This window comes from Sphingomonas sp. ASV193 (genome assembly GCF_040203355.1).
GTDB lineage: Bacteria > Pseudomonadota > Alphaproteobacteria > Sphingomonadales > Sphingomonadaceae > Sphingomicrobium.
Genome location: NZ_JBEHBW010000003.1, coordinates 85,651 through 110,478, shown reverse-complemented (window position 1 = coordinate 110,478; position 24,828 = coordinate 85,651). Strand labels below are relative to the sequence as shown.

Here is a 24,828-nt window from a genome sequence, read left to right as displayed (position 1 = left end):
GGCGGCCTTACGCGCCGCTGCCGAAGTTCAGCCGGCGCGTCACCGTATAGTCGCCGGTCGTCACCAGGAAGAAGCTGGTCGCCCACTTGATCCGGTTGAGCAGCGTGCCGCGCTTCTTCTGGATGGCGCGGGTGATCTGCAGCGAATCCTGCGCCTCGCCCTCGAAATAGAGCCGCATCATCGTCGCGAACTCGGGGTCGGCGACGCGCAGCATCATCTCGAGGTTAAGATAGAGGCTGCGGATGTCGAAATTGCTGCTGCCGATGTGGACGACGTCGTCGAACACGACCAGCTTGGTGTGGAGCTTGGTCGGTTCATATTCGAACATCTCGACGCCGCGCTTGAGCAGCCTGCCGTAGACGAAGCGCGCCGCGGCGATGGTCGCGCTATTGTCCGACTTGGCGGCGGTGATGACCCGCGCGCGGCCGCGCTTGCCGACCCGGCCGATCCGACGGAGCATCCCGTAGGTCGGCGCGAAATAGGCGGCGATCATCGCCACGTCCTGGCTCTGCGACAGGTCGCGGCAGGTCGCGTGCGCCCACGGGCTCAGCCGCCGCATCGGCCCGCCGAACGACCATTGCAGCGTGCCCTCGGTCTCGCTGAAGCGGTGGATGATCCGCCGAAGGTCGCGGATTCGCGCGCCCTTCTTCAGCGCCCAGCCCATCAGCGCGTCGAAATAGGGCGCCAGCCGCGCCGCCGCGGGGCCTTCGACGAGCAGCCCGAGATCGCGCCAGCCGCCCTCTTCCTTGGTCGCGAAATAGTCGTTCTCGACGTTGAACCCGCCGATGATCACCCGTTCCTCGTCGGCCAGCGCGAGTTTCTGGTGGTTGCGGATCAGGTAGCGGCGACCGTAGCTGGGCAGGAACCGGCAGAAGCGCGCCCCCGCCTCGTTGAGCGCGGTAAAATAGTCGGGCGGCGTGCTCGAGCTGCCGAAGCCGTCGATCAGCAGCCCGACCTCGACCCCGCGCGCGCGGGCGCGTTCGAGCGCGTCGCGGACCCGGCCGCCCGATTCGTCGGCGGCGAATATATAGTAGAGCAGGCGAAGGCTCTTCTTCGCGCCGTCGATCAGCGCGACCAGCGCGTCGAGCCGCTCGGGCCCGTCGGGGATCAGCGTTAGCCGGTTGCCGTCGACCGTCAGTGTCCGCGCTTCCGAGGCGGCCTTGCGGCCGAGCCGCCGGGAGTCGCTTGGTTCGAGGTCGGGATCGCGCTCCATCACCCCTAAGTGAGCAGCGGCGGGCGCGGTGGCAAGGGTCATCAAGCAGGTGCTTTCGATTGACTTTTCCTCCCCCCGTAACTAACTCGCGACCCTTCCTTTCCCTCCTCGTGAGAATTAGCGGAGCGACGAATGGCGCGCGTGACGGTCGAAGATTGTGTCGACAAGATTTCCAACCGGTTCGACCTGGTGCTGCTCGCGGCGCAGCGGGCGCGGCAGATTTCGGGCGGCGCGGACCTGACGATCGACCGCGATCGCGACAAGAATCCGGTGGTCGCGCTGCGCGAGATCGCCGAGCAGACGGTCAAGCCCAAGCATCTCGAGGAAGCGCTGGTCGGCGGGCTGCAGAAGGTGCGCATCGACGAGGACGACGAGACCGACGAACTGGCGAGCCTGAGCGAATCGGCCGAGGCGCTGCGCCTCACCGCCGCCGCGCCGCCGCGCCCGACCCCGTCGGGCGGCGATTACGAGTGAGGCGCCGAGCCTAAGCGAAGCGGGCGAACGCCCGCTAGCTTGGGCGAAGAGACGCCGAGCGCCGGCCAGCCTGCGCCGCAAAGCAGGCGACAGGACTGACGGCACGGATTTACTCCGTGACGGCTCGAAACAAGAGGGCGGTGCTTCGGCGCCGCCCTTTTCGATTCAGGTGCGGCGCATCGTCGCGCCGTTCGACTGGTCGAGCCACATCAGGTCGTGGATGCCGAGGTCGCGGCCGTCGGCCGACTGGACGGTGATCCGCTTGACCGGCTTGCCGTGGCGCGAATCGGCGAGGACGATTTCCTGCCGCCCGTGCCCCCAGTCCTCGCCCCACTGGCGGAGCGCGAGCACGACCGGGAGCAGCGCCTCGCCCTTGGGGGTCAGGCTATAGATCACGCGGCGCTTGTCGTCGGGATCGGGCGCGCGTTCGAGGATGTCGCCCGCGACCAGTCTCGACAGCCGGTTCGACAGGATGTTGCGGGCGATCCCCAGCCCGGCCTGATATTCCTCGAAATGCTTCAGCCCGTTGAGCGCGCCGCGAAGGATCAGGAACGACCAGCGCTCCCCGATCAGCTCGATCGCGGGGGGCAAGGGGCAACGAAGCGCGGCAGCCTTGAAGGCATCGATGTCGGTCGACGTAGTTGCGGACAACGCGGGCAGACTCCTCTCCGACATCGCCGTGCCACAAAGCGAAGCGAAATAACAGTTGCGGAACGAAACTGGCTTGATAGACTAGGTTTCGTTCCGCAACTTGTTTTCAGGGGTGCCCGATGAACCGCTTCCACCATTCCGCGCTTGCCGCCGCCGTCCTCCTGCCCGCCGCCGCCAGCGCGGCGAGCTTCGCCGCGCACCCCGCCGCCGCCGTCCCCTCGGCGCGGCTGGTCGGCGACGACATCGCCTGGGCGTGCGGCGCGGGCGGGTGCACCGGCGCGACCGACTACGGCCGCCCGATCCTGATCTGCCAGGGCCTCGCCAAGCAGGCCGGTACGATCGACCGGTTCAGCGTCGACGGCCGCGCCTTTTCCGCTGCCGAGCTCGCCCGTTGCAACGCCTCGGCCAAGGCCGTCCCGGCGTCGGCGAGCGCGCTCGCGCGCAACTAATCCCTCCCCCGAGGGAGCGCGCCGGCCCGCACGCAGGTCGGCCGCGCGCACTGGCCGGGCGCTCCCTCCAGCGCCCGGCCCTTTTTGCGCTTGCGAACGAGGGGGGCGACACGCCACATTAGGCGCGCGTGCTGAGACAATATGAACTGATCGAGCGGGTCCGCGCTTACGACCCCGACGCCGACGAGGGCCTGATCAACCGCGCCTACGTCTTTTCGATGAAGGCGCACGGGGCGCAGGTGCGCGCGTCGGGCGACCCCTATTTCAGCCACCCGATCGAGGTCGCGGGGATCCTCACCGACCTCAAGCTCGACGACGAGACGATCGTCACCGCGATCCTCCACGACACGATCGAGGACACCGTCGCCACCCCCGAACAGATCGAGAAGCTGTTCGGACCGAGCGTCGCGCGGCTGGTCGACGGGGTCACCAAGCTCAGCAAGATCGAGGCGCAGTCGGAAAGCGAGCGCGCCGCCGAGAACCTCCGCAAGTTCCTGCTCGCCCTGTCCGACGACATCCGCGTGCTGCTGGTCAAGCTGGCCGACCGGCTGCACAACATGCGCACGCTCCATCACATCAAGAACCCCGAAAAGCGCCGCCGGATCGCGCGCGAGACGATGGATATCTACGCCCCGCTGGCCGAGCGGATCGGCATGTACGAGATCATGCAGGAGATGCAGGAACTCGCCTTCCGCGAGCTCGAGCCCGACGCCTACGCCTCGATCAAGCGGCGCTTGAAGCAGCTCGGCGAGGAGGGCGGCGACCTCGTCAACCGGATCGGGCTCGGGCTGCAGCTCTACCTCGAGGACCATGGCCTCACCGCCGAGGTGATGGGCCGCGAGAAGCACCCCTATTCGATCTGGAAGAAGATGGCCGAGCGGCACATCAGCTTCGAGCAATTGTCCGACGTGATGGCGTTTCGCGTGGTCGTCCCCGAAACCGCCGACTGCTACCGCGCGCTCGGGCTGATCCACCGCCGCTGGCCGATGGTCCCGGGGCGGTTCAAGGACTATATCTCGACCCCCAAGCGCAACGGCTACCGAAGCCTGCACACCTCGGTGATCCACGACAGCAAGACCCGGATCGAGATCCAGATCCGCGACCAGGAAATGCACGTCCAGGCCGAACGCGGGCTCGCCGCGCACTGGGCCTACAAGGAGGGCCGCCCGGTCGCCGACGTCAAGGTGCCGTGGATTTCGGACCTGGTCGAAATCCTCGAGCATGCCGACAGCCCCGAAGAGCTGCTCGAACATACCCGGATGGCGATGTACCAGGACCGGATCTTCGCCTTCACCCCCAAGGGCGAGCTGATCCAGCTGCCCAAGGGCGCGACCCCGATCGACTTCGCCTACGCCGTCCACACCGCGCTCGGCGACACTGCGGTCGGGGCCAAGGTCAACGGCCGGGTCGTCCCGCTGCGGACGATCCTCGACAATGGCGACCAGGTCGAAATCCTGGCCAGCGCGGCGCAGCATCCGCAGCCGGCGTGGCTTCGCTTCGTCGTCACCGGCAAGGCGCGCTCGGGCATCCGCCGCTTCGTCCGTCACAAGGAACGCGACGAGACGATTGAGCTTGGCCGCAAGATCTACGACGAGATCGTCGCGCGGCTGCCCGCGCCGCTCGGCAAGGACGCGCTCAAGCGCGCGATCAAGGCGCTCAAGGCCGAGGACGAGGCAGACCTCATGGTCAAGGTCGCGCGCCGGCTGGTCAGCGACGTCGAGCTGATGGAGGCGCTGATGCCCGGCTCGGCGGGCGGCGACGTCGCGCCGCGCCCGCTCGGCCAGCGCGAGGCGATCTCGATCAAGGGGCTGACCCCGGGGGTGGCCTACGACCTCGCCCCCTGCTGCCACCCGATCCCCGGCGACCGGATCGTCGGGCTGCGCCGCGCCGACGAGGGGATCGAGGTCCATGTCATCGGCTGCGACAACCTAGCGAGCGGGATCGACGCCGACTGGCTCGACCTCGCGTGGGGCGACGGCAGCGACGGCGGCACCGCCAAGCTGGCGGTGATCATCCGCGACGCCGCGGGCACGCTCGGCGAAATGGCCGGGATTCTCGGCGCGAAGGGGGCGAACATCGTCAACCTCCACCTCGCTCACCGCGACGGCAGCTTCATGACCTTCCACGTCGACGTCGAGGTCCACGACCTCGCCCACCTCCACGCGATCATCGCCGCGCTGCGCGGCTCGACCAGCGTCGCGCAGGTCGAACGGATCTAGCCCGAGCGTCCGCGCGCCGGGGCCTTGCGGATCGAATCGGCTCCGCCCGAGGCGAGCACCGCGAGCGTCAGCAGGTCGGACACGCTGGCGGTCATCGGCGCGATCTGGACCGGCAGGCTCATCCCCATCAGGAACGGCCCGATCACGCTCTCCCCGCCGAGCGCGCGGAGCAGCTTGGCCGACAGGTTGGCCGACTGAAGCCCCGGCATGACGAGGATGTTGGCCGGGCCGTTCAGCCGGCTGAACGGGTAGAAGCGCTGCTGCGCCTCGTGGCTGAGCGCAACGTCTGGCCCCATCTCGCCTTCATATTCGAAGTCGGTGACCAGCGTGTCGAGCACCCGCACCGCCTCGCGGATTTCGCCGATGTGGCGCCCGGGCGGGTTGCCGAAGGTGGTGTAGCTGACGAAGGCGACGCGCGGTTCGTGCCCCATCCGCCGCGCGAAGCTGGCGGTGCGGATCGCCATCGCGGCGAGCTGCTCGGCGGTCGGCCGCTCGGTCACCGCCGTGTCGGCGATCAGCACGGTGCGAGTCTGGGTCGCGACGATGTTGATCCCGAACGGGGTCGACTGGTCGCCTTCCTCGTCGAGCACGACGCGGACCTGCCGCAGCGACTGGCTGAAGGGGCGGGTCGTGCCGGTGATCATCGCGTCGCCCTCGCCGAGCGCGAGCATCGCCGCGGCGAAGGTGTTGCGGTCCTGGTTGACCATCCGCTCGACCTCGCGCTTCAGCATCCCGTGGCGCTGGTGCTTGGCGTAGATATAGTCGACCGCGCGCCCGACCAGCGGCGAGTTGCGGCTGTTGAGCACCTCGAAACTGCGCGGGTCGTCGACGCCGAGCTCGGCGAGCTTGTCATAGACGTCGTCGCGCCCGACCAGCACCGGGGTGCCGTAGCCGCCGTCGCGGAACGCGATCGCGGCGCGCAGGACATTCTCTTCCTCGCCCTCGGCGAACAGCACCCGCTTGGGGCTGGTGCGCGCCGCCTCGAACGCGAGGTTGAGCACCGAGGCGGTCGGGTTGAGCCGCGCGCGCAGGCTCTCGCGATAGGCGCGCAGGTCGTCGATCGGCTTCTGCGCGACCCCGCTCTTCATCGCCGCCTCGGCGACCGCCGCCGGGATCACCTCGATCAGCCGGGGGTCGAACGGGGCGGGAATGATATAGTCGGGGCCGAAATGCTGGCTGATCCCGCCATAGGCGGCGGCGACTTCCTCGGGCACCGGCTCGCGCGCCAGCGCGGCGAGCGCCTCGGCGGCGGCGATCTTCATCTCCTCGGTGATCCCGGTCGCGCGCACGTCGAGCGCGCCGCGGAAGATGAACGGGAAGCCGAGCACGTTGTTGACCTGGTTAGGGTAGTCGCTTCGCCCGGTGGCGACGATCGCGTCGGGGCGCGCGGCCTTGGCCTCGGGCGGGGTGATCTCGGGATCGGGATTGGCCATTGCGAAGATGATCGGCTGCGGCGCCATGCCGGCGACCATCTCGCCGGTCACCGCGCCCGCCGCGCTGAGGCCGAGGAACACGTCGGCGCCGACCATCGCCTCCTTGAGCGAGCGGGTTTCGGTCGGGACCGCGTGCGCCGACTTGAACTGGTCCATCCCTTCGCGCCCCGGGTAGAGCGGGCCGGTGCGATCGCACATGATAACGTTGCCGTGCGGCACCCCCATCGCCTTGATCAGCTCGGTGCAGGCGATCGCCGCCGCGCCCGCGCCGTTGACCACCACCCGGATGTCCTTGAGCGCGCGCCCGGTGAGGTGGCAGGCGTTGATCAGCCCGGCGGCGGTGATGATCGCGGTGCCGTGCTGGTCGTCGTGGAACACCGGGATGTTCATCCGCTCCTTGAGCGCCGCCTCGATGATAAAGCAGTCGGGCGCGGCGATGTCCTCGAGGTTGATGCCGCCGAAGCTGGGGCCGAGCAGCTCGACGCATTCGATGAACCGCTGCGGGTCGGTGGTGTCGACCTCGAGGTCGATCGAATCGACGTCGGCGAAGCGCTTGAACAGCACCGCCTTGCCTTCCATCACCGGCTTCGAGGCGAGCGCGCCGAGGTTGCCGAGCCCGAGGATCGCGGTCCCGTTCGAGATTACCGCGACGAGGTTGCCCTTGGCGGTGTAGTCGTAGGCCGTGGCCGGGTCGGCGGCGATCGCCTCGACCGGCACCGCGACGCCGGGCGAATAGGCGAGGCTGAGGTCGCGCTGGGTCGCCATCGGCTTCGAGGCGCGAATCTCGATCTTGCCCGGCCGCCCGCGCGCGTGGAAATCGAGCGCCTCGTCGCGGGTGAATTTGACGTTGCTTTCGTTCATGGCGGAAGGCCTTAGCGCCAAGCGCGCCCGCAAGTCACCCTCGCGCGGGCGGGCGCTTGCCGCTAGGTTCCCCGATAATGGCCCGCGGCGACTCCCCCGAACCCAAGCAAACGCCGATGATGGCGCAATACAAGCGGCTCAAGGCCGAGGCGGGCGACGCGCTGCTGTTCTACCGAATGGGCGATTTTTTCGAGCTGTTCTTCGACGATGCGAAGGCCGCCGCCGCGACGCTCGACATCGCGCTGACGAAGCGCGGCGAGGACGGCGGCGAGCCGATCCCGATGTGCGGGGTGCCGGTCCATTCGGCCGAATCCTACCTGGCGCGGCTGATCAAGGGCGGGCACCGCGTCGCGATCGCCGAGCAGACCGAGAGCCCCGCCGAGGCGCGCAAGGCGCGCGGGTCGAAGGCGCTGGTCGACCGCGCGATCGTCCGGCTGGTCACCCCGGGGACGCTGACCGAGGAAGTGCTGCTCGACAGCGGCGCGGCCAACTGGCTGGCCGCGGTCGGGCGCGCGGGCGACGATTACGCGATCGCCGCCGCCGACATTTCGACCGGGCGGTTCGAGCTGGTCGCCTGCGGCTCGGGCGAACTTCGCGCCGAGCTGGCGCGGATCGCCCCCGCCGAGACGATCGCCGAGGGCAGGGTGCCGGGGATCGCGACCACGCCGGGCAAGGGCGGCTTCGACAGCCTGTCGGGCGAACGCGCGCTTAAAAGCCGGTTCGGGGTCGTCGACCTCGACGGGTTCGGCGGGCCGGGGCGCGCCGAGCTGGCGGCGGCGGGCGGGCTGCTCGCCTATCTCGCCGCGACGCAAAAGGAGGCAGCGAGCTTCCTCGACGCGCCGCGCCGGGTCGCGCGCTCGGCGCACCTCGGGATCGACCCGGCGACGCGCGAGAGCCTCGAAATCGTTCGCGCAAGCAACGGCGGCCAAAGCCTGCTCGCCAACATCGACCGCTGCGTCACCGCCGCGGGGCGCCGCCTGCTCGCCGCCGACCTCGCCGCACCGCTGACCGACCGGCCCGCGATCGAGGCGCGTCTGGCGCTCGTGCAATGGCTTCACGAGGAGCCGCTCCGCCGGCTGCGGCTGCGCGAGGCGATGCGCGCGCTGCCCGACCTTGCCCGCGCGCTCGGGCGGCTGGTGGCGGGACGCGGCGGGCCGCGCGACCTCGCCCAGCTGCGCCACGGGCTCACCGGCGCGGCGGCGCTTAAGGCGGAGCTCGACTGCGACCTGACCTGTCCCGACTTGCTCAAGTCGCTGCTGCCCGACCTGTCGGGCCATGCCGCGCTGACCGACCGGCTCGGGCTCGCGCTGGTGGCCTCGCCCCCGCTCGACGCGTCAAAGGGCGGCTATATCGCCGAGGGCTACGACGCCGCGCTCGATGCGCTCCGGCTCGCCAGCCACGACGGCCGCCGCGCGATCGCCGCGCTCGAGGCCAAGTATCGCGACGCGACCGGGGTCGGATCCTTGAAGGTCCGCCACAACGCGGTGCTCGGCTATCATATCGAGGTTCCCGCCCGCCACGCCGACCCTCTGATGGCCGCCGACAGCGGCTTCACCCGCCGCCAGACGCTCGCCGGGGTGGTGCGCTTCAATTCGCCCGACCTCCATGCCGAGGCGAGCCGGGTGGTCGAGGCGGGCGCCCATGCGCTCGCCGCCGAGGCCGCGCATCTCGAAGAACTCACCGGCCAGGCGGTCGCGGCCGCGCCGCGGATCGCGCGCACCGCCGACGCGCTCGCGCGGATCGACGTCGCCGCCAGCCACGCCGAGCGCGCGAGCGAGGGCGAGTGGTGCCTGCCCATGCTTCGCGACGAGCCGCTGCTGGACCTCGTCGCCGCGCGTCACCCGGTGGTCGAGGCGGCGCTGGCCGACGCCGGCGAGCGGTTCGTCGCCAACGACCTCGCTTTGTCCCCCGCCGACCGGCTGTGGCTGATCACCGGCCCCAACATGGGCGGCAAGTCGACCTTCCTGCGACAGGCGGCGATCGCGGTGCTGCTCGCGCAGGCGGGCGCCTACGTCCCCGCGCGCGCCGCGACCATCGGCATCGTCGACCGGCTGTTCAGCCGGGTCGGCGCCTCGGACAATCTCGCGCGCGGGCGCTCGACCTTCATGGTCGAGATGGTCGAGACCGCCGCGATCCTGTCGCAGGCGACCGACCGGAGCCTCGTCATCCTCGACGAGATCGGGCGCGGCACCTCGACTTACGACGGGCTGGCGATCGCCTGGGCGGTGGTCGAGGCGATGCACGACACGGTCCGCGCGCGCACCCTGTTCGCGACTCATTATCATGAGCTCACCCGGCTCGCCGCGCGTCTCGGCGCGCTCTCGCTCCACCATGTCCGCGCGCGCGAGTGGAAGGGCGACCTCGTCCTCCTCCACGAAGTCGCCGACGGCGCTGCCGACCGCAGCTACGGGATCGCGGTCGCGCGGCTGGCGGGGCTGCCGGGCGCGGTGGTCGCGCGCGCCAGGGCGGTGCTCGCGCGGCTCGAGGACGGGCGCGAGGCGACCGGCGGGATCGGCGCCGGGCTAGACGAGCTGCCGCTGTTCTCATCGCAGGCCGAGGGTCCGCCGCCCGCCGACCCGCTGGCCGAGGCGATCGCCGCGCTCGACCCTGACGCGATGAGCCCGCGCGAGGCGCTCGACGCGCTCTACGCGATCAAGCGGCTCGCGGACGCCCAGCCATGAGCGCTTGGCGATGACCGACCAGCCGCGCCTCCCCGCCGTCGCCAACCGCCGCGCGATCCTCGACCGCCGCGCGATCGCCGACCGGCTCGCCGCCGCCGCGCCCGAGGAGGCAGGGGCGATCCTCGCCGCCGCGCTCGCCGCCGGGCGCGAGGAGATCGGGGAGCGGCTGGCCGCGCACCCGTCGAACGGGCGGACGGCGGCGGCGGCCTATGCCTTTCTCGCGGACCAGGTCGTCCGACTGGCGTTCGACCATGCCGCGCTTCGCCTTCATCCCACCTCGAACCCCGCGCCCGCCGAGCGGATCGCGCTGGTCGGGGTCGGGGGCACCGGGCGCGGCGAGCTTGCCCCTTACAGCGACATCGACCTGATGCTGCTCGTCGGCGGCCATGGCGGCACGACCGAGAAGGTCGCCGAGGCGCTGTTCTACCAGCTGTGGGACCTCAAGCTGAAGGTCGGGCAGTCGGTCCGCACCGTCGACGAGGCGATCGCCTCGGCCAAGAGCGACATGACGATCCGCACCGCGCTGCTCGAAAGCCGCTGGCTGTGGGGCGAGCGGCCGCTGTTCGACGCGTTCGAGCAGCGCTTCGCGCGCGAAATCGTCAAGGGCCACGCCGCCGAGTTCGTCGCCGCCAAGATGGCCGAGCGCGACGAGCGCCACCGCAAGATGGGGGATAGCCGCTACGTCGTCGAACCCAACGTCAAGGACGGCAAGGGCGGGCTTCGCGACCTTCACACCCTCTACTGGATCGCGCGGTTCGCGCTCGGCGCGTCGAGCCCGCGCGACATGGTCGCCAAGGGGCTGCTAAGCGAGGCCGAGTTCGCCCGCTTCGACCGCGCCGAGCGATTCTTCTGGGCGGTGCGCTGCCACCTTCACCGGCTCGCGGGCCGTGCCGAGGAACGGCTCGGCTTCGAATATCAGCCGCGGATCGCCACCGCGATGCGCTACGCCGACCGGCCGGGCAAGTCGGCGGTCGAGCGGTTCATGCAATTCTATTTCCTGCAGGCCAAGACGGTCGGCGACCTCACCGGCGTGCTCCTCGCCCAGCTCGACGAGCAGCTCGGCAAGAAGGGGCGCCGTTTCGCGCTGCCGACGTTCACCCGCAAGCCGCGCCACCTCAACGGCTTCACCATCGATCGCGGCCGGCTGTCGATCCCGTCGGACGATTTCCTGGCCGAGCGCCCGACCCGGCTGATCGAGCTGTTCGCGCTCGCCGCGCGCGAGGGGCTCGAGCTTCACCCCAAGGCGATGCGCGCGGCGACCGCGCAGGCGCGGCTGGCCGACACGATCCGCGACGATCCCGAGGCCAATGCGCTGTTCCTGTCGGTGCTGACCGACATCAAGGCCCCCGACACGGTGCTTCGCTGGATGAACGAGGCGGGGGTGTTCGGGCGGTTCATGCCCGACTTCGGCCGGGTCGTCGCGCAGATGCAGTTCGACATGTATCACCACTACACCGTCGACGAGCATTCGATCCGCGCGATCGGCCTGCTCGCGGCGATCGAGCGCGGCGAGATGGCGAAGGATCATCCGCTGTCGAGCGCGCTGTTCCGCCAGCTCGAATCGCGCCGCACCCTCTATGTCGCGGTGCTGCTCCACGACATCGCCAAGGGGCGCGGGGGCGACCATAGCGAGCTCGGCGAGGCGATCGCCTACGAGCTTTGCCCGCGGCTCGGGCTCGACGAGGGCGAGACCGAAACGGTCGCGTGGCTGGTCCGGCACCATTTGCTGATGAGCCGGATCGCCTTCCGCCGCGACCTTACCGACCCCAAGACGATCGACGATTTCGTGCACGTGGTGCAGTCGCCCGAGCGGCTACGGCTGCTGGTGATGCTGACCGTGGTCGACATTCGCGCGGTCGGTCCGGGCACGTGGAACGAGTGGAAGCGCCAGCTGCTCAAGACGCTTTATGAAGCTGCCGAGGAGCGGCTGCGGCTCGGCCACGTCCAGCATGGCCGGCGCGAGCGCGTCGCCGAGCGGCAGGCGGCGCTCGACGAGGCCATGGGGTGGACCCGCGCGGCGGCCAAGGCCCATGCGCGACGGCTGCCCGACAGCTACTGGCTCGCCGAACAGCCCGCGCTTCACCACGCCAACGCGCTGCAGGTCGCGACCGCCGGCGCGCGGCTCGGCGAGACGCGCCCGTCGGTCGAGGCCGCGCCCGATCCCGACAGCGGCGCGACCCGGCTGAGCGTGTTCGCCCCCGACCGACCCGGGCTGTTCGCGGCGATCAGCGCCGCGCTCGCCAGGGCGGGCGCGAACATCATCGACGCGCGGATCCACACCACGCGCGACGGCTTCGCGCTCGATAACCTGCTCGTGCTGAACGGGCAGGGGCGGGCCTATGCCGAGGGTCGCCAGACCGCGCGGCTCGCCGAGACGATCGAGCGCGTGCTCGCCGACGGGCAGGTGCCGCAGCCCCCGCCCCCGCTCCGCGTTCCGCAGCGCGAGGAGCATTTCCAGATCGCCCCGCGCGTGCTGGTGGCCGAGAACGCGTCGAACAAGACCACGGTGGTCGAGGTCAATGCGCGCGACCGCCAGGGCCTGCTCGCACGGCTCGCGCGAACGCTCGCCGACCGCTCGGTCTCGCTCCATTCGGCGCACATCGCCACCTACGGCGAAAAGGCGGTCGACGTGTTCTACGTGACCGATGCCGAGGGGCGGAAGCTGGGCGAAGCCGCGTCCGCGCAGCTTCGCGAGGCGCTGCTCGAGGTCGCGCGCACCCACTGACGAAAAAGGGCCCCGCCGAAGCGAGGCCCCTTCCCACTTTCTCGTTTTTGCCGGCGGCTTAGCCGCGCTCGCCCTGCGCCGGCGGCGGCGGCGGGGGCGGCGGCACCGGGCACGTCGCGGTCGCGTCGATCACCGTGCCGTCGGCGCAGGTCTGCGACGGGGGCGGCGGCGGGGGCGGAGGCGGCGGGGGCGGCGGCGGGGGCGGCGGCACCGCCCGAGCCTCGGCGAAGCGGCCGCGGAAGGTGATCCCGAAGGTCCGCGGCTCGCCGAGGAACGAGCCGAACAGCTGGTTCGCCCGCGGATAGCGGCCGGTATCGACCCCGCGCTGGGTGTTCGAATAGAGGCCGGTGCCGTAGCCCTGCAGCGGCATGTCGAAGCTGACCTGGTTGTAGAGCTTGTTGAAGACGTTCTGCGCCCAAAGCTCGACGCTCCACGACCGGTTCGGCCCGGTCAGGCCGATGCGGGCGTTGACCACATCGAACGCCGACTGGATCTTTTCAAAGTCGAGGTCCGACCCGGTGTTGAGCGCGCTCGAGTGGCGCCAGTCGACGTAGAACAGCGCGCCGAGCCCGCTCGTCCCGATCCGCGGGGTCCAGCCCGCCGAAGCGGTGAAGGTCCAGCGCGGCGCGTTCGACATCTGCCGGCCCGGGAGCTGGAAGAAGTTCGGCGACAGCGCGCGACCGTCGGCCCCGACCAGGTTCTTGCGGTAGGTCGTCTCGGCGTAGGTGACGCCGCCGTTCAGCGTGAAGTCGGTGAACGGCCGGGTGAACACCTCGACCTCGACCCCCTGGCTGCGCACCCCGGCGCGGGTCTTGCCGGTGCACGCCCCGGTGGTCGCCGACGCGTCGCTGTCGGTGCCGTTGAGGTCGACGCTGCACGAGTTGATGTTCTCGACGATGAAGTTGGTGCCGTTGAACGCGTTCAGCTGGAAGTTCTTGAACAGCTGGTGGAAGGCGGCGACGTTCACGTCGATCATCCGGCTGTGATATTTCGCGCCGAGCTCGATCGCGTCGTTGGTTTCGGGCGCGAACTCGAGATCGCGAAGCGTGGCGGCGCCATTGGCGCACCCGCGCATCGCGGTGGCCCCCTGCGGCCCGCACACCGCGCCGACCGCCGGATCGTTGGGGTCGGTGCTGACGAACTGGTAGCGCGGGAAGGCCGAGCGGTCGAGGTTGAAGCCGCCCGCCTTGTAGCCGCGCGAGTAGCTTGCGTAGAGCAGCAGCGCGTCGGTCGGCTTGTAGCTGAGGTTGACCGTCCCCGACAGCTTGCCCTCGCTCTTCGATTCCTTGCCGGTCAGGTGGTGGCCCGGAACGCTCGGGATCGCGCACGGCAGCGTCTGGAACGAGTCGAGCCCGGTCAGCGGGTTGACCGAGGTGCCGACCGCGTAAAGCGTGCTGCAGTAGATGTTGTTGTCGAGAAGGTCGGCATTGAGCGTCTTCTTTTCGTGCGTGTAGCGCGCGCCGACCGTCAGCTTGAGCTGGTTGGTGAGCGAGAAGATGTTGTGGGTGAAGATCGCCCAGTTGTTGCTGGTCTGGTTATACTCGTCGCTCTCGCCGACCCCGCTCAGCGTCGGGGTGGCCGGAAGCCCGAGCCCGAGCTGGAGCTGCCGCGCGATCGCGCCGTAGCCGTAATAGCCCGCGGTCGCCGGGTTGAGCCCCGCGAACAGCGCGATCGCCCGCGCGGTCGAGCTCGCCGCCCCGCCGAGCGCGCCGAACAGCTGGCCGGCGCGAAGCGTGTTGACGCAGCCGTTGGCGCCCACGCTGGGGAAGCCGCGCGCGTCGGGATGCGCGGCGTCCTGCCCGCGGAAGCCCGCGTTGTAGAGCTGGTAGCCGAGCTTGTAGGCGGTCAGGCAGTTGGCGTAATTGGTATAGTCCGCGCCATAGGCCAGGTTGTCGGTCTGGTGCAGCTTCTCGTTCGAATAAAAGCCGCCGACCAGCCAATCGAGCTTGCCGCCGAGCGTGGTGCCGTTGAAGCGCAGTTCCTGGGTAAAGGTGCGATAGCGCGTGTCGTAGCCGCCGTCGTCCTTGCGATAGAGCAGGTCGAGGTCGTTATAGTCGGCGTCCTGCCCGCGCACCGCGTCGTTGTAGCGATAGGCGGTGATCGAGGTCAGCTTGGCGCCGCCGAGGTCGTAATTGATCTCGCCCGACAGCCCCGCGTCGCGGACCCGCGAGGCGTAGTTGCGGCCCGGGGTGATCGCGACATCGCGGTCCTTCGGATTGTCGAGCACATGGCCGCCGAGCCCGCGGATGATCGCGGCGACGGTCGAGGGCTGCGGGCCCGAAATCGTGTAGTCGCGCGCCGGCTGGTAGACCGCGGCGCAGCATTCCTCGTTGCGCTTGGTATAGTCGGCGATCAGGCGAACCGACAGGTCGGTCGACGGTTGGTAGAGCAGCTGCCCGCGCACCATCCAGCGGTTGCGGTCGTTGAGGTCGCGGCCCGAGCGGACGTCGTCGATGAAGCCGTCGCGCTTGACGTAGATGCCGTCGACCCGCGCGGCGAGCGAGTCGGTGACCTGCCCGTTGATGCCGAGGCTGAAGCGGCGGAGGTTATAGTTGCCGAGCGTCGCCTCGCCCTCGATCGAATTCTCGAACTTCGGCTTGACGGTGATCACCGAGATCAGGCCCGCCGAAGCGTTGCGCCCGAACAGCGTGCCCTGCGGGCCGCGCAGGATCTCGATCCGGTCGATCGGGCCGAGCTCGCTGAGGCCGACGCCGGTGCGCGAGCGATAGACGCCGTCGATGAACAGCGCGACCGAGCTTTCGAGGCCGGCGTTGTCGCCGACCGTGCCGACGCCGCGGATGCGCGCGGCGGCGCCGCCCGATTCCGACGAGGTCGAGGAGACCAGCAGCGAGGGCGACACCTGGTTGAGCTGGCGAATGTCGCTCGCGCCCGAATTCTTGAGCTGGTCGCCGGTCACCGCCGACACGGCGATCGGCACGCTGCTCAGCGCCTGGTTACGGCGGGTCGCGGTAACGACGATCTCGCCCTGGCTGACCGGCTGGTCGACCGCGGCGGTCGCGGCGGTGGCCTCGCCCCCGGTCTGCGGCGACGGCGTGGTCGTCGCATCCTGGGCAAAGGCGGGCGTGGAAAGGGCGGCGAGGCCGGCCGAAAGCAGCCACATCGACTTGCGCATGGTTTTCTCCCCCGAAAGCGCGTTCTTATTATGGGGAGAATGAGTATCGCCAACGCAGGGAAGGCGAAAGCGAGGGGCGGCGCCCGCGAGACGAATCACGCCATGCTGCGGCTTTGCTGCAACATGGCGTGTCCCTATCGGCGCATTCCGTAACGGAAGGTCGGCGTCGCCAGACGGCGAAGACCGCAGCGCGGGCCTTATTTGGGCGCGATCACCATCAGCATCTGGCGCCCCTCGAGCCGCGGATGCTGTTCGATCTTGGCCATTTCGGCGGTCTGCTCGGCGACCCGCTGGAGGACCGCCATGCCGAGCTGGTTGTGCGCCATTTCGCGACCGCGGAAGCGAAGCGTCATCTTCACCTTGTCCCCCTCTTCGAGGAACTGGAAGACCTTCTTCATCTTCGTGTCGAAGTCGTGGTCGTCGATGTTCGGACGCATCTTGATCTCCTTGATCTCCTGCGTCTTCTGGCGCTTGCGCTGCTCGTTGGCCTTTTTCTGCGCTTCATATTTGAAGCGGCCGATATCGAGGAACTTGGCGACGGGCGGATCGGCACCGGGGCTGATCTCGACCAGGTCGAGCCCGACGCTCTGCGCCTGCTCGAAGGCCTCGCGCGTATACATCACGCCCAGATTTTCGCCGTTTTCGTCGATCACCCGCACCTTTTGAGCCTGGATAAACTCGTTGTAGCGGGGGCCGCTGAACTGCGGCGGCGGCGCCATTCCTCGGCGCGGATAGGGCGGTGGTATAGCTGTGTCTCCTGGTTCGAAAAGCCTGTCGTAAGCGCCGCAATTAAGCATTCGGCGCCATGTTGAAAAGGCTTGACCGCCGCGACCGGCGATTTTGCGCCCGGCCTGTGGCGAGGCGGGCGCAGCCCGCGATCGCCGAGCGACCGGGATAATAGCGTCATTTAGCGGCGATCAGGGTCCGTCCGGTGCAGGCCGGATCCTCCGGATCGGCTTGTCTTGCTAGGAAAAACTCATTGCGTAGCTGTCAGCCGCGCGGCTTCGCGCCCCGTGGCGCGCCTGGGCGAGGTGCATCGCGACCTCCGCGAAAAAATCGAGATCATCGAGGTCCAAACGGAGGCGGCTTCGCGAGGCGAACGAGAGCGTGCCGATCACTTGCCCGGCAATCATCAGCGGTTCACAGGCGTAAGCGGTGACCCCTGCCGAGCGGACGAGGTCGGCGAGCGGGTCGAGTGAACGCTGGACATCGACGAGGTGCATTGCCTGCCCGGTCCGCGCGATGGTGCCGCACACCGCCTGCCAGAAGTCGAGCCTGAGGCAACGCTGCGCCATTGCGGCGTCGAAGCCGAGCATGAAGCCGAGCTCGAGCGACCGGCCGTTGGCGGTGACGACGAAGCCGAGCGTGGCGTCGATGATCCGCTCGCTGCTGAAATCGGCGAATAGCGCGGGCATGACGGCGCGGTCGCGGCCGCCGCCCTAGACGAGGTCGGGCGCGCGCGCCTCGTTCGCGAAGGTCGCGATCGCCTCGTCGAGCGACATGACTTTCTGATGCTCGTCACTGCCGAGCCGGCGGACCGCGACGCTGCCTTCCTCCGCCTCGCGCTTGCCGACGACCAGCAGCAGCGGGACCTTGGCGAGTGAATGTTCGCGTACCTTGTAGTTGATCTTCTCGTTGCGCGTGTCGGCCTCGGCGCGAATCCCGGCGGCGACAAGTTTCGCCGCCACTTCGTCGGCGTAGTCGTCGGCGTCGCTGACGATCGTCGCGACCACCGCCTGCGTTGGCGCGAGCCATAGCGGCAGCTTGCCCGCGAAATGTTCGATCAGGATGCCGATGAAGCGTTCGTAGCTGCCGAAGATCGCGCGGTGGAGCATCACCGGGCGATGCTTCTCGCCGTCCTCGCCGACATAGGTCGCGTCGAGCCGATCGGGGAGCACCCGGTCCGACTGGATGGTGCCGACCTGCCACGTCCGCCCGATCGCGTCGGTCAGGTGCCATTCGAGCTTGGGCGCGTAGAAGGCGCCCTCGCCCGGCAGCTCTTCCCAGCCATATTCGGGGGTCGCCATCCCCGCCTCGACCACCGCGTTGCGGAGCTCGGACTCGGCCTTGTCCCAGTCGGCGTCGCTGCCGAACCTTTGGTCGGGGCGAAGCGCGAGCTTGATCGAATAGGTGAAGCCGAAGTCCTTGTAGACCCGGTCGGCAAGCGCGCAGAACGCCTTCACCTCGTCGACGATCTGCTCTTCGGTGCAGAAGATGTGCGCGTCGTCCTGGGTGAACTGGCGCACCCGCATCAGCCCGTGGAGCGCGCCGTGGGGCTCGTTGCGATGGCAGCAGCCGTTTTCGTAGATCCTGAGCGGCAGGTCGCGGTAGCTGGTGATGCCCTGCTTGAAGATCAGCACGTGCGCCGGGCAGTTCATCGGCTTCAGCGCCATCAGGTCGGCCTCGCCGGTCAGCACCGGGCCCTCGTCGTCGACCCCCGGGACCTCGTCGGGGACGACGAACATGTTCTCGCGATACTTGCCCCAGTGGCCGCTGCGCTCCCACTGGCGCGCATCGATCAGCTGCGGGGTCTTGACTTCGCGATAGCCCGCGCCGTCGATCGCGCGGCGCATATAGGCCTCGAGCTCGCGCCAGATGCGATAGCCCTGCGGGTGCCAGAAGACGCTGCCGTGCGCCTCTTCCTGCAGGTGGAACAGGTCCATTTCGCGCCCGAGCTTGCGGTGGTCGCGCTTGCCCGCTTCCTCGAGCCGGTGGAGATGCTCGGCGAGCTGCTTCTTGTTGAGCCAGGCGGTGCCGTAGATGCGCGAGAGCATCGGGTTCTTGGGGTCGCCGCGCCAATAGGCCCCCGACACGCGGGTCAGCTTGAACGCCTGCGGGTCGAGCTTGCCGGTCGAGGGCAGGTGCGGCCCGCGGCAAAGGTCCATCCAGTCGGCCTCGCCCTCGCCGGTCCTGTACATGGTGATCGCCTCGCCCTCGGGCAGCTCCATCACCCATTCGGCCTTGAACGTCTCGCCGCTTTGCTCGAAAAAGGCGCGGACGTCCTCGCGCGACCACTCCTCGCGGACCAGCTTCTTGTCGGCCGCGATCACGCGGCGCATTTCTTCCTCGATGCCCGGCAGTTCCTCCTCGGTGAACGGCCCGCGCCCGGGAGCGGGGGCGAAGTCGTAGTAGAAGCCGTCGTCGGTCGCCGGGCCGAAGGTGATCTGAGTCCCCGGGTAGAGCCGCTGCACCGCCTCGGCGAGGACGTGGGCGAAGTCGTGCCGCGCGAGCTCGAGCGCGTCGGCCTCGTCGCGACTGGTGACCAGCGCCACCGTCGCATCGCCCTCGAACGGGCGGTGGAGGTCGCGAAGCTCGCCCCCATTGCCGTAATCGACGCGCGCGGCGAGCGCCGCCTTGGCCAGCCCCGGCCCGATCGCCGCCGCGACGTCGGCGGGGGTCGAACCTTCGGGAAGCTCGCGAATCGAACCGTCGGGAAGCGAAATCTTGATCATCTCGGACATGGCGCCCGCCCTACGGCAGCGCAGCAACGCCTTCAAGATGAAGAGGATTTCAAGCAAGCGCGACTTTTTGGAAAGCACGCTTGACATATCGCAGCGTCAGCATGTAAAGTGTACTTGTCTTATTGAGAAGGATGCTTTCCATGACCGTGACTTCGTCCCCGAACCGCGCCCGTTGGTGGGCGGCGGCGTTTGTCGCCGCCACCTTCGGCACCGCGGCCCTCAAACTCGCCCACGTGCTGACCGGCCCCTGGTCGACCGCGCTGTTCCTCGCCAGCTTCCTGCTGATCATCCCGATGACCCGCGAAGGGCAGCGCGCGCTGGCCGTCTGCGGTGCAGCCTCGCCGGCGCAGGTCCGCTACACCCGCCGTTTCCTGATCGCGAGCCTCAGCTACGTCGCGCTGTTCTTCGCCGCGATGAGCATCGCGCGGACGTTTGACCCGCCGCTGATCGCGCGCGTGCTGCTGGCGCTCGTCGCCGCGGTGCCGGTGATGGGCATGATCCGCGCGATGGCGTTGCTGCTCAAGGAAGAGGATGACGAATATCTACGCGCCCGCCACGTCGAACAGTCGCTGATCGCGACCGGCTTCCTGCTCGTGCTGGCGACGCTCTACGGGTTCCTCAACGCGTTCGACGTCGCGCCGCGCATCGATGCATGGGCGGCCTTCCCGGTGTGGGCAATCGGCCTCGGCGTCGCCCGCCTGGTCCGGAGGGAGCCGTCATGCTGAACAACCTCAAGGTGCTCCGCGCGATTCGCTACTGGAGCCAGCAGGACCTCGCCGAGCGGCTCGAGGTGTCGCGCCAGTCGGTCAACGCGATCGAGACCGGCAAGTACGACCCCTCGCTCCCCCTCGCCTTCCGCATCGCCGAACTGTTCGAGATGCCGATCGAAGAGATTTTCACGTCCCCCAGCAAAAAGGACTGACCCGATGACTCCCCAGAACAAGGCCCGCCTCGTCGCCGCGATCGGCTTCGCCGCGCTCCTCGCCCACGGCACGCCCTCATTCGCCGCCGTCCCGCCCGCTGCGACCCCGGCCCCCTTCGCGCAGCCGTCGCGCTTCAGCGTCGAGCTGGTCGGGAGCGGCCCCGACGTCATCCTCGTCCCCGGCCTGTCGAGCCCGCGCGCGGTGTGGCGCGCGACCGCCGACCGGCTGAAGGCGACTCACCGCGTTCACCTCGTCCAGCTCCGCGGCTTCGGCGAGCCGGCCGGCGCCAACGCCAGCGGCCCGGTGCTCCAGCCGTTCGTCGACGAGCTGGCCGCCTATGCCGCGCGATTCGGCCACCCGGCGATCGTCGGCCATTCGCTCGGCGGGCTCGCCGCGCTGATGGTCGCCGAACAACACCCCGACCTGCCGGGCCGGATCGTGGTGGTCGACGCACTTCCGTTCATCGGCCCGCTGTTCGGGATCGACGACGTGGCGACCGCGAAGGCGCGCGCCGCGCAGATCAAGGCGACGATAACCGCCGCGACCGCCAGGCCCGATTTCGCCGCGCCCCTCGACTGCAAGCCCGGCCCCGCGCCGGCGGCGCCTTCAGCGATGAGCAACAGCGCCGAAGGCCAGTGCCTGATCGCCTACGGCCAGCGCGTGTCCGACCCCGCCGTGGTCGGCGAGGCGATGATCGACGATCTCACCACCGACGCGCGCCCCGCGCTGGCGACAATCCGCGCGCCGCTGACGCTGATCTACCCGGGCGGAACGCCAGCCGACCCGCTCTACGTCGGGCAGTACGCGCCGCGGAAGACCGCGACGCTCGTGCCGATCGCCGACACGCGCCACTTCGTCATGCAGGACCAGCCCGAAGCTTTCGCGAAGGCACTCGACGCCGCGCTGGCCCGCTGAGGCGAGTCAGGGGCGGGCCTGGCCGAACCCGTTGGGGTTGACCAGCCGCTCCTGCTCGCGGTCGTGCGCCTCTTCGCGGCTGTCGCGCGATTCCTTGTCCATCTGCGACGCCGCGGCGAACGCGTCGTGCTGCATCTGGGGCATCTCGCGGAGCACCTTGCCCATCTCGAGCGCGGCGAGGTCCATCGTCAGCTGTTTCTTCAGCGCCGGGTCGACCGCACGGTTCTCGAACTTCGCGGCGATCGCTTCCTTGGCGAGCATGAGCTGGTCCGATTCGAGCAGCCGGCGGATCGCGGTCCCGCGATCGTCGAGCGCCTCCTTGCCGTCGACAAAGTTGATCTTCACCTTGCTGGCCGCATCGCCGGCCGGCTCGACCGACGCCATCAGCTTGCCAAGTTCCTTGCCGCCATAGCTGTAGGTCCACACCGCCAGCCGGTCGGCCGCGACATTCTCGAAGGCCACGTCGACCGCGTAACCCATGTTCGGAAATTCCATCGCGTCGCTCCCGGCGACCGACTCGATCGTCGCCAGCGCGTCGTCGGCGGGAACCTGGTAATTGAGTTCCTGCGTACAGCCGCCGAGCATCATGGCAGCGAGGATCAGCCACTTCTTCATTTCATGCCTCCATTGTCGTCGACGCTTGTCGGTCGGGTGTCGAGGGTCGGTCGCCCGACGCTCGTGTTGGGTAGGCCGGACTCGCCCGGCAGGTCCCGATAGCTGCGCTCGATCTCCCCGGCGTCCGAGCGCGCGGCGGCCTCGGCCTTTTGCGCTTCGAACGACGCCTTCAGCGCATCGGTCTGCATTTCATCGACCCGGTCGGCGAAGTCGTGGAGCAGCGACGCGTCGCGCTGGATCCGCTGCCCGGTGCTCCACGCGACGCGAAACCCGTTCATCGGGCGATGGTCGAGCGTCGAAGCGATTTTTTCGCGCAGATAGTCGCGCGCCATGTCGCGGTTGAGGCGGCTGGCGAGGATGCCGCCGACGTCGGCGTTGACCTTGTCCATCGCCGCCGACCCGCCCGACGGCAGCCGCACCGGTTCGACCGAATCTTCGACCAGCACGATCCGCGACCCGTCGCCGTCGGCGCTGACCGTGGCGTGGTAGGCCGCGATCCGCTGCCCCGCCACGTCGACCGCCCAGTGGATCGAATCGCCGTCGCGCCAAGAGCTCGTGTCGCCGGGCAGCGCGGCGACCGACCCGACGTCCATCGCCGCGAGCTGGACCAGCACCTGCGCCGGCGGCAGGTCGAAATAATCGCCCTCGCCCGATCGCGCGCAGCCGCCGACAAGCATCGCGGCCAACCCGGCCAAGCCGATCAAGATCGCGCGCGTAATGCCCGTTTTCCCCCGTTTCGAACGCGAAGACGCCTAACCGGCGGCGGTTAATTTTCGGTTCGCCCGCCGCCGACGAACTGCGTAATTTGGCGCTTGCGAAAGCGTTCGACGAGCGTCAGTCTCGGGGTGCCGAGTTGGGGGGCGACGTGAACAGTCTGGAATCGATCGCGCCGGCCGACGAGGCCCGCGCCGTGCGTTTCACCGGGAGCTGGCGGGACTATCTGCCGATCGCCGCGACCAACGTGCTGCTGACGGTCGTGACGCTCGGCGTCTACCGCTTCTGGGCCTCCGCGCGCCAGCGCCGCTACCTGTGGTCGCACACAGAGGTAATCGACGACACGCTCGAATGGACCGGCACCGGACGCGAGATGTTCGTCGGCTTCCTGATCGTGATGGCCTTCCTGCTGCCCTTCTTCGGCTTCATCCAGTTCCTGTTTCCCGCGCTGATCGCCCGCGGCAAGACGAGCGCGGCGACCGGCCTGCTGCTGCTGTTTGAGATTGGCCTGCTCTACCTTGGCGGGGTCGCCCGCTTCCGCGCCCTGCGCTACCGCCTGTCTCGAAGCTGGTGGCGGGGAATTCGCGGCGGCAGTGACGAGCCGGGATGGGCTTATGGCGGCGAATATCTGGGTCGAATGATAGTCTCCTGGATCAGTCTGTTCACCATGTTTCCGTGGACGGTAACCCGATTATGGGATGCCCGCTGGAACGGCATGAGCTTCGGCCAGCTGCGCTTCACTTCCAGCCTCACCGCCGAGGATCTGAAGGACCGCTGGGGGCTGGTTTACGCGGTTCCTATCCTTGCCTTTGCCTTCGGCTTCCTGATCTTTCGCTTCACCAACTTCTCGCCCGGATTTCGCCGTGGCATGCAGGCCGAACTCGCGGTGACGCTGCTGTTGCTGATCATCGCGGTCTATGTCCTGGTCCCCCTGCTGACCTTGAACTTCTTCGCGGCCTATTACCGCAACGCCGCCGCCGCGCTCCGGCTCGGCGACCTTGAATTCGGGTTCGACGCGACCACCTGGCAGTGGCTCAAGCTGTTCCTCGGCAATCTCGCGCTCGCGGTCGTGACGCTCGGCGCGGGCATTTCCTACTGGGGCTATCGCAACTGGACCTTCATGGTCCGCCACCTCGAACTTTACGGCGAGGTCGACGTCGCCGCCCTCGTCCAGTCGACCACCCATGCGCCGCGCGAAGCCGAGGGCTTCGCCGACGCGTTCGACCTCGGCGCGATGTAGCCGCGCCATGGTTCGCGCCGCACTGTTCGATGGTCGCACTGCCGAGGCGCGCCCGGTCACGCTCGCGGCGGTCGAGGACCGGCTGCAACTTGGTTTCGGCGACGGGGGGGAGGACGAACGGGTCGAGCCCGCGCTGCTCCGCGCGGTCGAAGGCAGCGGCGGGACCCGCTTTTCGCGCACCGATCTTCCCGGCTGGCGGCTTCGCCTGCTCGATCCTGCCGATCCGCCGCTGGCCGCGCTGCTGCCCGTTCAGGCCAAGGGCTATGGCCGCTGGATCGACCGGCTCGGCCTGTGGCGGGCCAGCGCGCTGTTCGCCGGGATTGCGGTCGCCGTGCTGTTGGTCGGTCATCTCGCGCCGGCCTATGTCGCGCCGCTGGTTCCCCAGCGGTGGGAGCGCGACCTCGGCAATTCGCTGGTCGGCGATTTCGGGACGCTTCGCTGCGCCAGCCCCGACGGCAACGCCGCGCTGCGCGCGCTGGCCGACCGGATCGATCCGGCGGCGACCTCCGCCGATCCCGATGCCGCGATCCGCTTCTCCGCGCTCGACAGCTCGATCTACAATGCCGCCGCGCTTCCGGGGCGCAACATCGTCGTGTTCCGCGGCATGCTCGACGATACGCGCCCGACCGCGCTCGCCGGGGTGCTCGCGCACGAGATGGCGCACGTCCATCGCCGCCACGTGACCCAGGCGCTGATCCGCGAATTCGGGATCGGCTCGCTCATCCGGCTGTTCGCCGGCGGGATCGGCGCCAATACCGAGCAGCTCGTCGGCCTCAGCTTCACCCGCGCCAACGAGGCCGAGGCCGACGCCGACGCGATCGCGGCGCTCCGCCGCGCCGACGTCGATCCGCGACCGACCGCCGCGCTGTTCTTCAAGCTGTCGCACCTCACCGGCGACCAGCGCGGCGACGACCGCCTCGCCTTCCTCAACAGCCACCCGGTAAGCATCGATCGCGCGATTGCCTTCTACCGCTCCTACGTGCCCGGCCACGCCTATCGCCCGGTGCTGATGCCTGCCCAGGCGCAGGCCCTCGCCGCGATCTGCGGTCCGCCGCAGCCCGATGCGGGACCGGGAACGAAGATCCGCCGCCTACTCGATCGATGGCGCCGACCCCGCTAAG

At 69.1% G+C, this 24,828-nt stretch carries 19 protein-coding genes; 10 read left to right on the top strand and 9 right to left on the bottom strand.

What is annotated here, in order from left to right:
- Positions 1-7: 7 nt before the first annotated feature.
- Complete coding sequence (locus tag ABDK56_RS06740) at positions 8-1,255, bottom strand: phospholipase D-like domain-containing protein (RefSeq protein ID WP_349807422.1); 1,248 nt, start codon at positions 1,253-1,255, stop codon at positions 8-10.
- Between the two features lie 90 nt (positions 1,256-1,345).
- On the opposite strand from ABDK56_RS06740, the gene rpoZ reads away from it, so the two are divergent.
- The gene (gene rpoZ, locus ABDK56_RS06735) at positions 1,346-1,687 is read left to right on the top strand and encodes a DNA-directed RNA polymerase subunit omega (RefSeq protein WP_349807421.1); all 342 of its coding nucleotides are present in this window, start codon (positions 1,346-1,348) and stop codon (positions 1,685-1,687) included.
- A 165-nt stretch (positions 1,688-1,852) separates the two neighbouring features.
- Here the strand turns inward: rpoZ and ABDK56_RS06730 are convergent, their stop codons facing one another.
- Complete coding sequence (locus ABDK56_RS06730; RefSeq protein WP_349807420.1) at positions 1,853-2,338, bottom strand: winged helix-turn-helix transcriptional regulator; 486 nt, start codon at positions 2,336-2,338, stop codon at positions 1,853-1,855.
- Positions 2,339-2,457: 119 nt separating this feature from the next.
- On the opposite strand from ABDK56_RS06730, the gene ABDK56_RS06725 reads away from it, so the two are divergent.
- Positions 2,458-2,787, top strand: coding sequence for a CC_3452 family protein (locus tag ABDK56_RS06725; protein WP_349807419.1), 330 nt, complete (start codon positions 2,458-2,460; stop codon positions 2,785-2,787).
- A 128-nt stretch (positions 2,788-2,915) separates the two neighbouring features.
- Complete coding sequence (locus tag ABDK56_RS06720) at positions 2,916-5,006, top strand: RelA/SpoT family protein (protein WP_349807418.1); 2,091 nt, start codon at positions 2,916-2,918, stop codon at positions 5,004-5,006.
- Here the strand turns inward: ABDK56_RS06720 and ABDK56_RS06715 are convergent.
- Positions 5,003-7,300 (bottom strand): NADP-dependent malic enzyme, encoded by a 2,298-nt coding sequence (locus ABDK56_RS06715; RefSeq protein ID WP_349807417.1) that lies wholly within the window; start codon positions 7,298-7,300, stop codon positions 5,003-5,005. The genes ABDK56_RS06720 and ABDK56_RS06715 overlap by 4 nt on opposite strands.
- A gap of 77 nt (positions 7,301-7,377) precedes the next feature.
- Between ABDK56_RS06715 and mutS the strand changes: the two genes are divergently transcribed.
- Both mutS and ABDK56_RS06705 read left to right on the top strand, forming a co-directional pair.
- Positions 7,378-9,981 (top strand): DNA mismatch repair protein MutS, encoded by a 2,604-nt coding sequence (gene mutS / locus ABDK56_RS06710; RefSeq protein ID WP_502959273.1) that lies wholly within the window; start codon positions 7,378-7,380, stop codon positions 9,979-9,981.
- A gap of 10 nt (positions 9,982-9,991) precedes the next feature.
- A complete protein-coding gene (locus ABDK56_RS06705; protein WP_349807414.1) occupies positions 9,992-12,706 on the top strand; it encodes a [protein-PII] uridylyltransferase in 2,715 nt (904 codons plus the stop codon).
- A gap of 58 nt (positions 12,707-12,764) precedes the next feature.
- Here ABDK56_RS06705 and ABDK56_RS06700 read toward each other — a convergent pair whose 3' ends face one another.
- The 4 genes from ABDK56_RS06700 to thrS all read right to left on the bottom strand — a co-directional run bounded on the left by ABDK56_RS06700 (position 12,765) and on the right by thrS (position 19,300).
- The gene (locus ABDK56_RS06700) at positions 12,765-15,839 is read right to left on the bottom strand and encodes a TonB-dependent receptor (protein ID WP_349807413.1); all 3,075 of its coding nucleotides are present in this window, start codon (positions 15,837-15,839) and stop codon (positions 12,765-12,767) included.
- Between the two features lie 197 nt (positions 15,840-16,036).
- On the bottom strand, positions 16,037-16,558 hold the full coding sequence (gene infC, locus ABDK56_RS06695) for a translation initiation factor IF-3 (RefSeq protein WP_349807412.1): 522 nt from the start codon (positions 16,556-16,558) through the stop codon (positions 16,037-16,039).
- A 246-nt stretch (positions 16,559-16,804) separates the two neighbouring features.
- Positions 16,805-17,254, bottom strand: coding sequence for a GAF domain-containing protein (locus ABDK56_RS06690; protein ID WP_349807411.1), 450 nt, complete (start codon positions 17,252-17,254; stop codon positions 16,805-16,807).
- A gap of 24 nt (positions 17,255-17,278) precedes the next feature.
- Complete coding sequence (gene thrS / locus ABDK56_RS06685) at positions 17,279-19,300, bottom strand: threonine--tRNA ligase (RefSeq protein ID WP_349807410.1); 2,022 nt, start codon at positions 19,298-19,300, stop codon at positions 17,279-17,281.
- A 140-nt stretch (positions 19,301-19,440) separates the two neighbouring features.
- Between thrS and ABDK56_RS06680 the strand changes: the two genes are divergently transcribed.
- Genes ABDK56_RS06680 through ABDK56_RS06670 form a run of 3 tightly spaced genes read left to right on the top strand, consistent with a single transcriptional unit; the run spans position 19,441 to position 21,138 of the window.
- Positions 19,441-20,025 (top strand): hypothetical protein, encoded by a 585-nt coding sequence (locus ABDK56_RS06680; protein ID WP_349807409.1) that lies wholly within the window; start codon positions 19,441-19,443, stop codon positions 20,023-20,025.
- Complete coding sequence (locus ABDK56_RS06675; RefSeq protein WP_349807408.1) at positions 20,019-20,222, top strand: helix-turn-helix transcriptional regulator; 204 nt, start codon at positions 20,019-20,021, stop codon at positions 20,220-20,222. The genes ABDK56_RS06680 and ABDK56_RS06675 overlap by 7 nt, the downstream gene beginning before the upstream one ends.
- A gap of 4 nt (positions 20,223-20,226) precedes the next feature.
- Positions 20,227-21,138, top strand: a complete 912-nt coding sequence (locus tag ABDK56_RS06670; RefSeq protein WP_349807407.1) for an alpha/beta fold hydrolase — start codon at positions 20,227-20,229, stop codon at positions 21,136-21,138.
- Between the two features lie 6 nt (positions 21,139-21,144).
- Here ABDK56_RS06670 and ABDK56_RS06665 read toward each other — a convergent pair whose 3' ends face one another.
- Together ABDK56_RS06665 and ABDK56_RS06660 are read right to left on the bottom strand one after the other, a co-directional pair.
- Entirely contained in the window at positions 21,145-21,753 is a 609-nt protein-coding gene (locus ABDK56_RS06665; protein WP_349807406.1) for a hypothetical protein, read from the bottom strand.
- Positions 21,750-22,457 (bottom strand): hypothetical protein, encoded by a 708-nt coding sequence (locus tag ABDK56_RS06660; protein ID WP_349807405.1) that lies wholly within the window; start codon positions 22,455-22,457, stop codon positions 21,750-21,752. Before ABDK56_RS06660 ends, ABDK56_RS06665 begins: the two co-directional genes overlap by 4 nt.
- A gap of 161 nt (positions 22,458-22,618) precedes the next feature.
- Here ABDK56_RS06660 and ABDK56_RS06655 point away from each other — a divergent pair, with 161 nt between their 5' ends.
- Complete coding sequence (locus ABDK56_RS06655) at positions 22,619-23,707, top strand: YjgN family protein (protein WP_349807404.1); 1,089 nt, start codon at positions 22,619-22,621, stop codon at positions 23,705-23,707.
- Positions 23,708-23,714: 7 nt separating this feature from the next.
- Positions 23,715-24,827, top strand: a complete 1,113-nt coding sequence (locus ABDK56_RS06650) for a M48 family metallopeptidase (RefSeq protein ID WP_349807403.1) — start codon at positions 23,715-23,717, stop codon at positions 24,825-24,827.
- Position 24,828 lies beyond the last annotated feature (1 nt).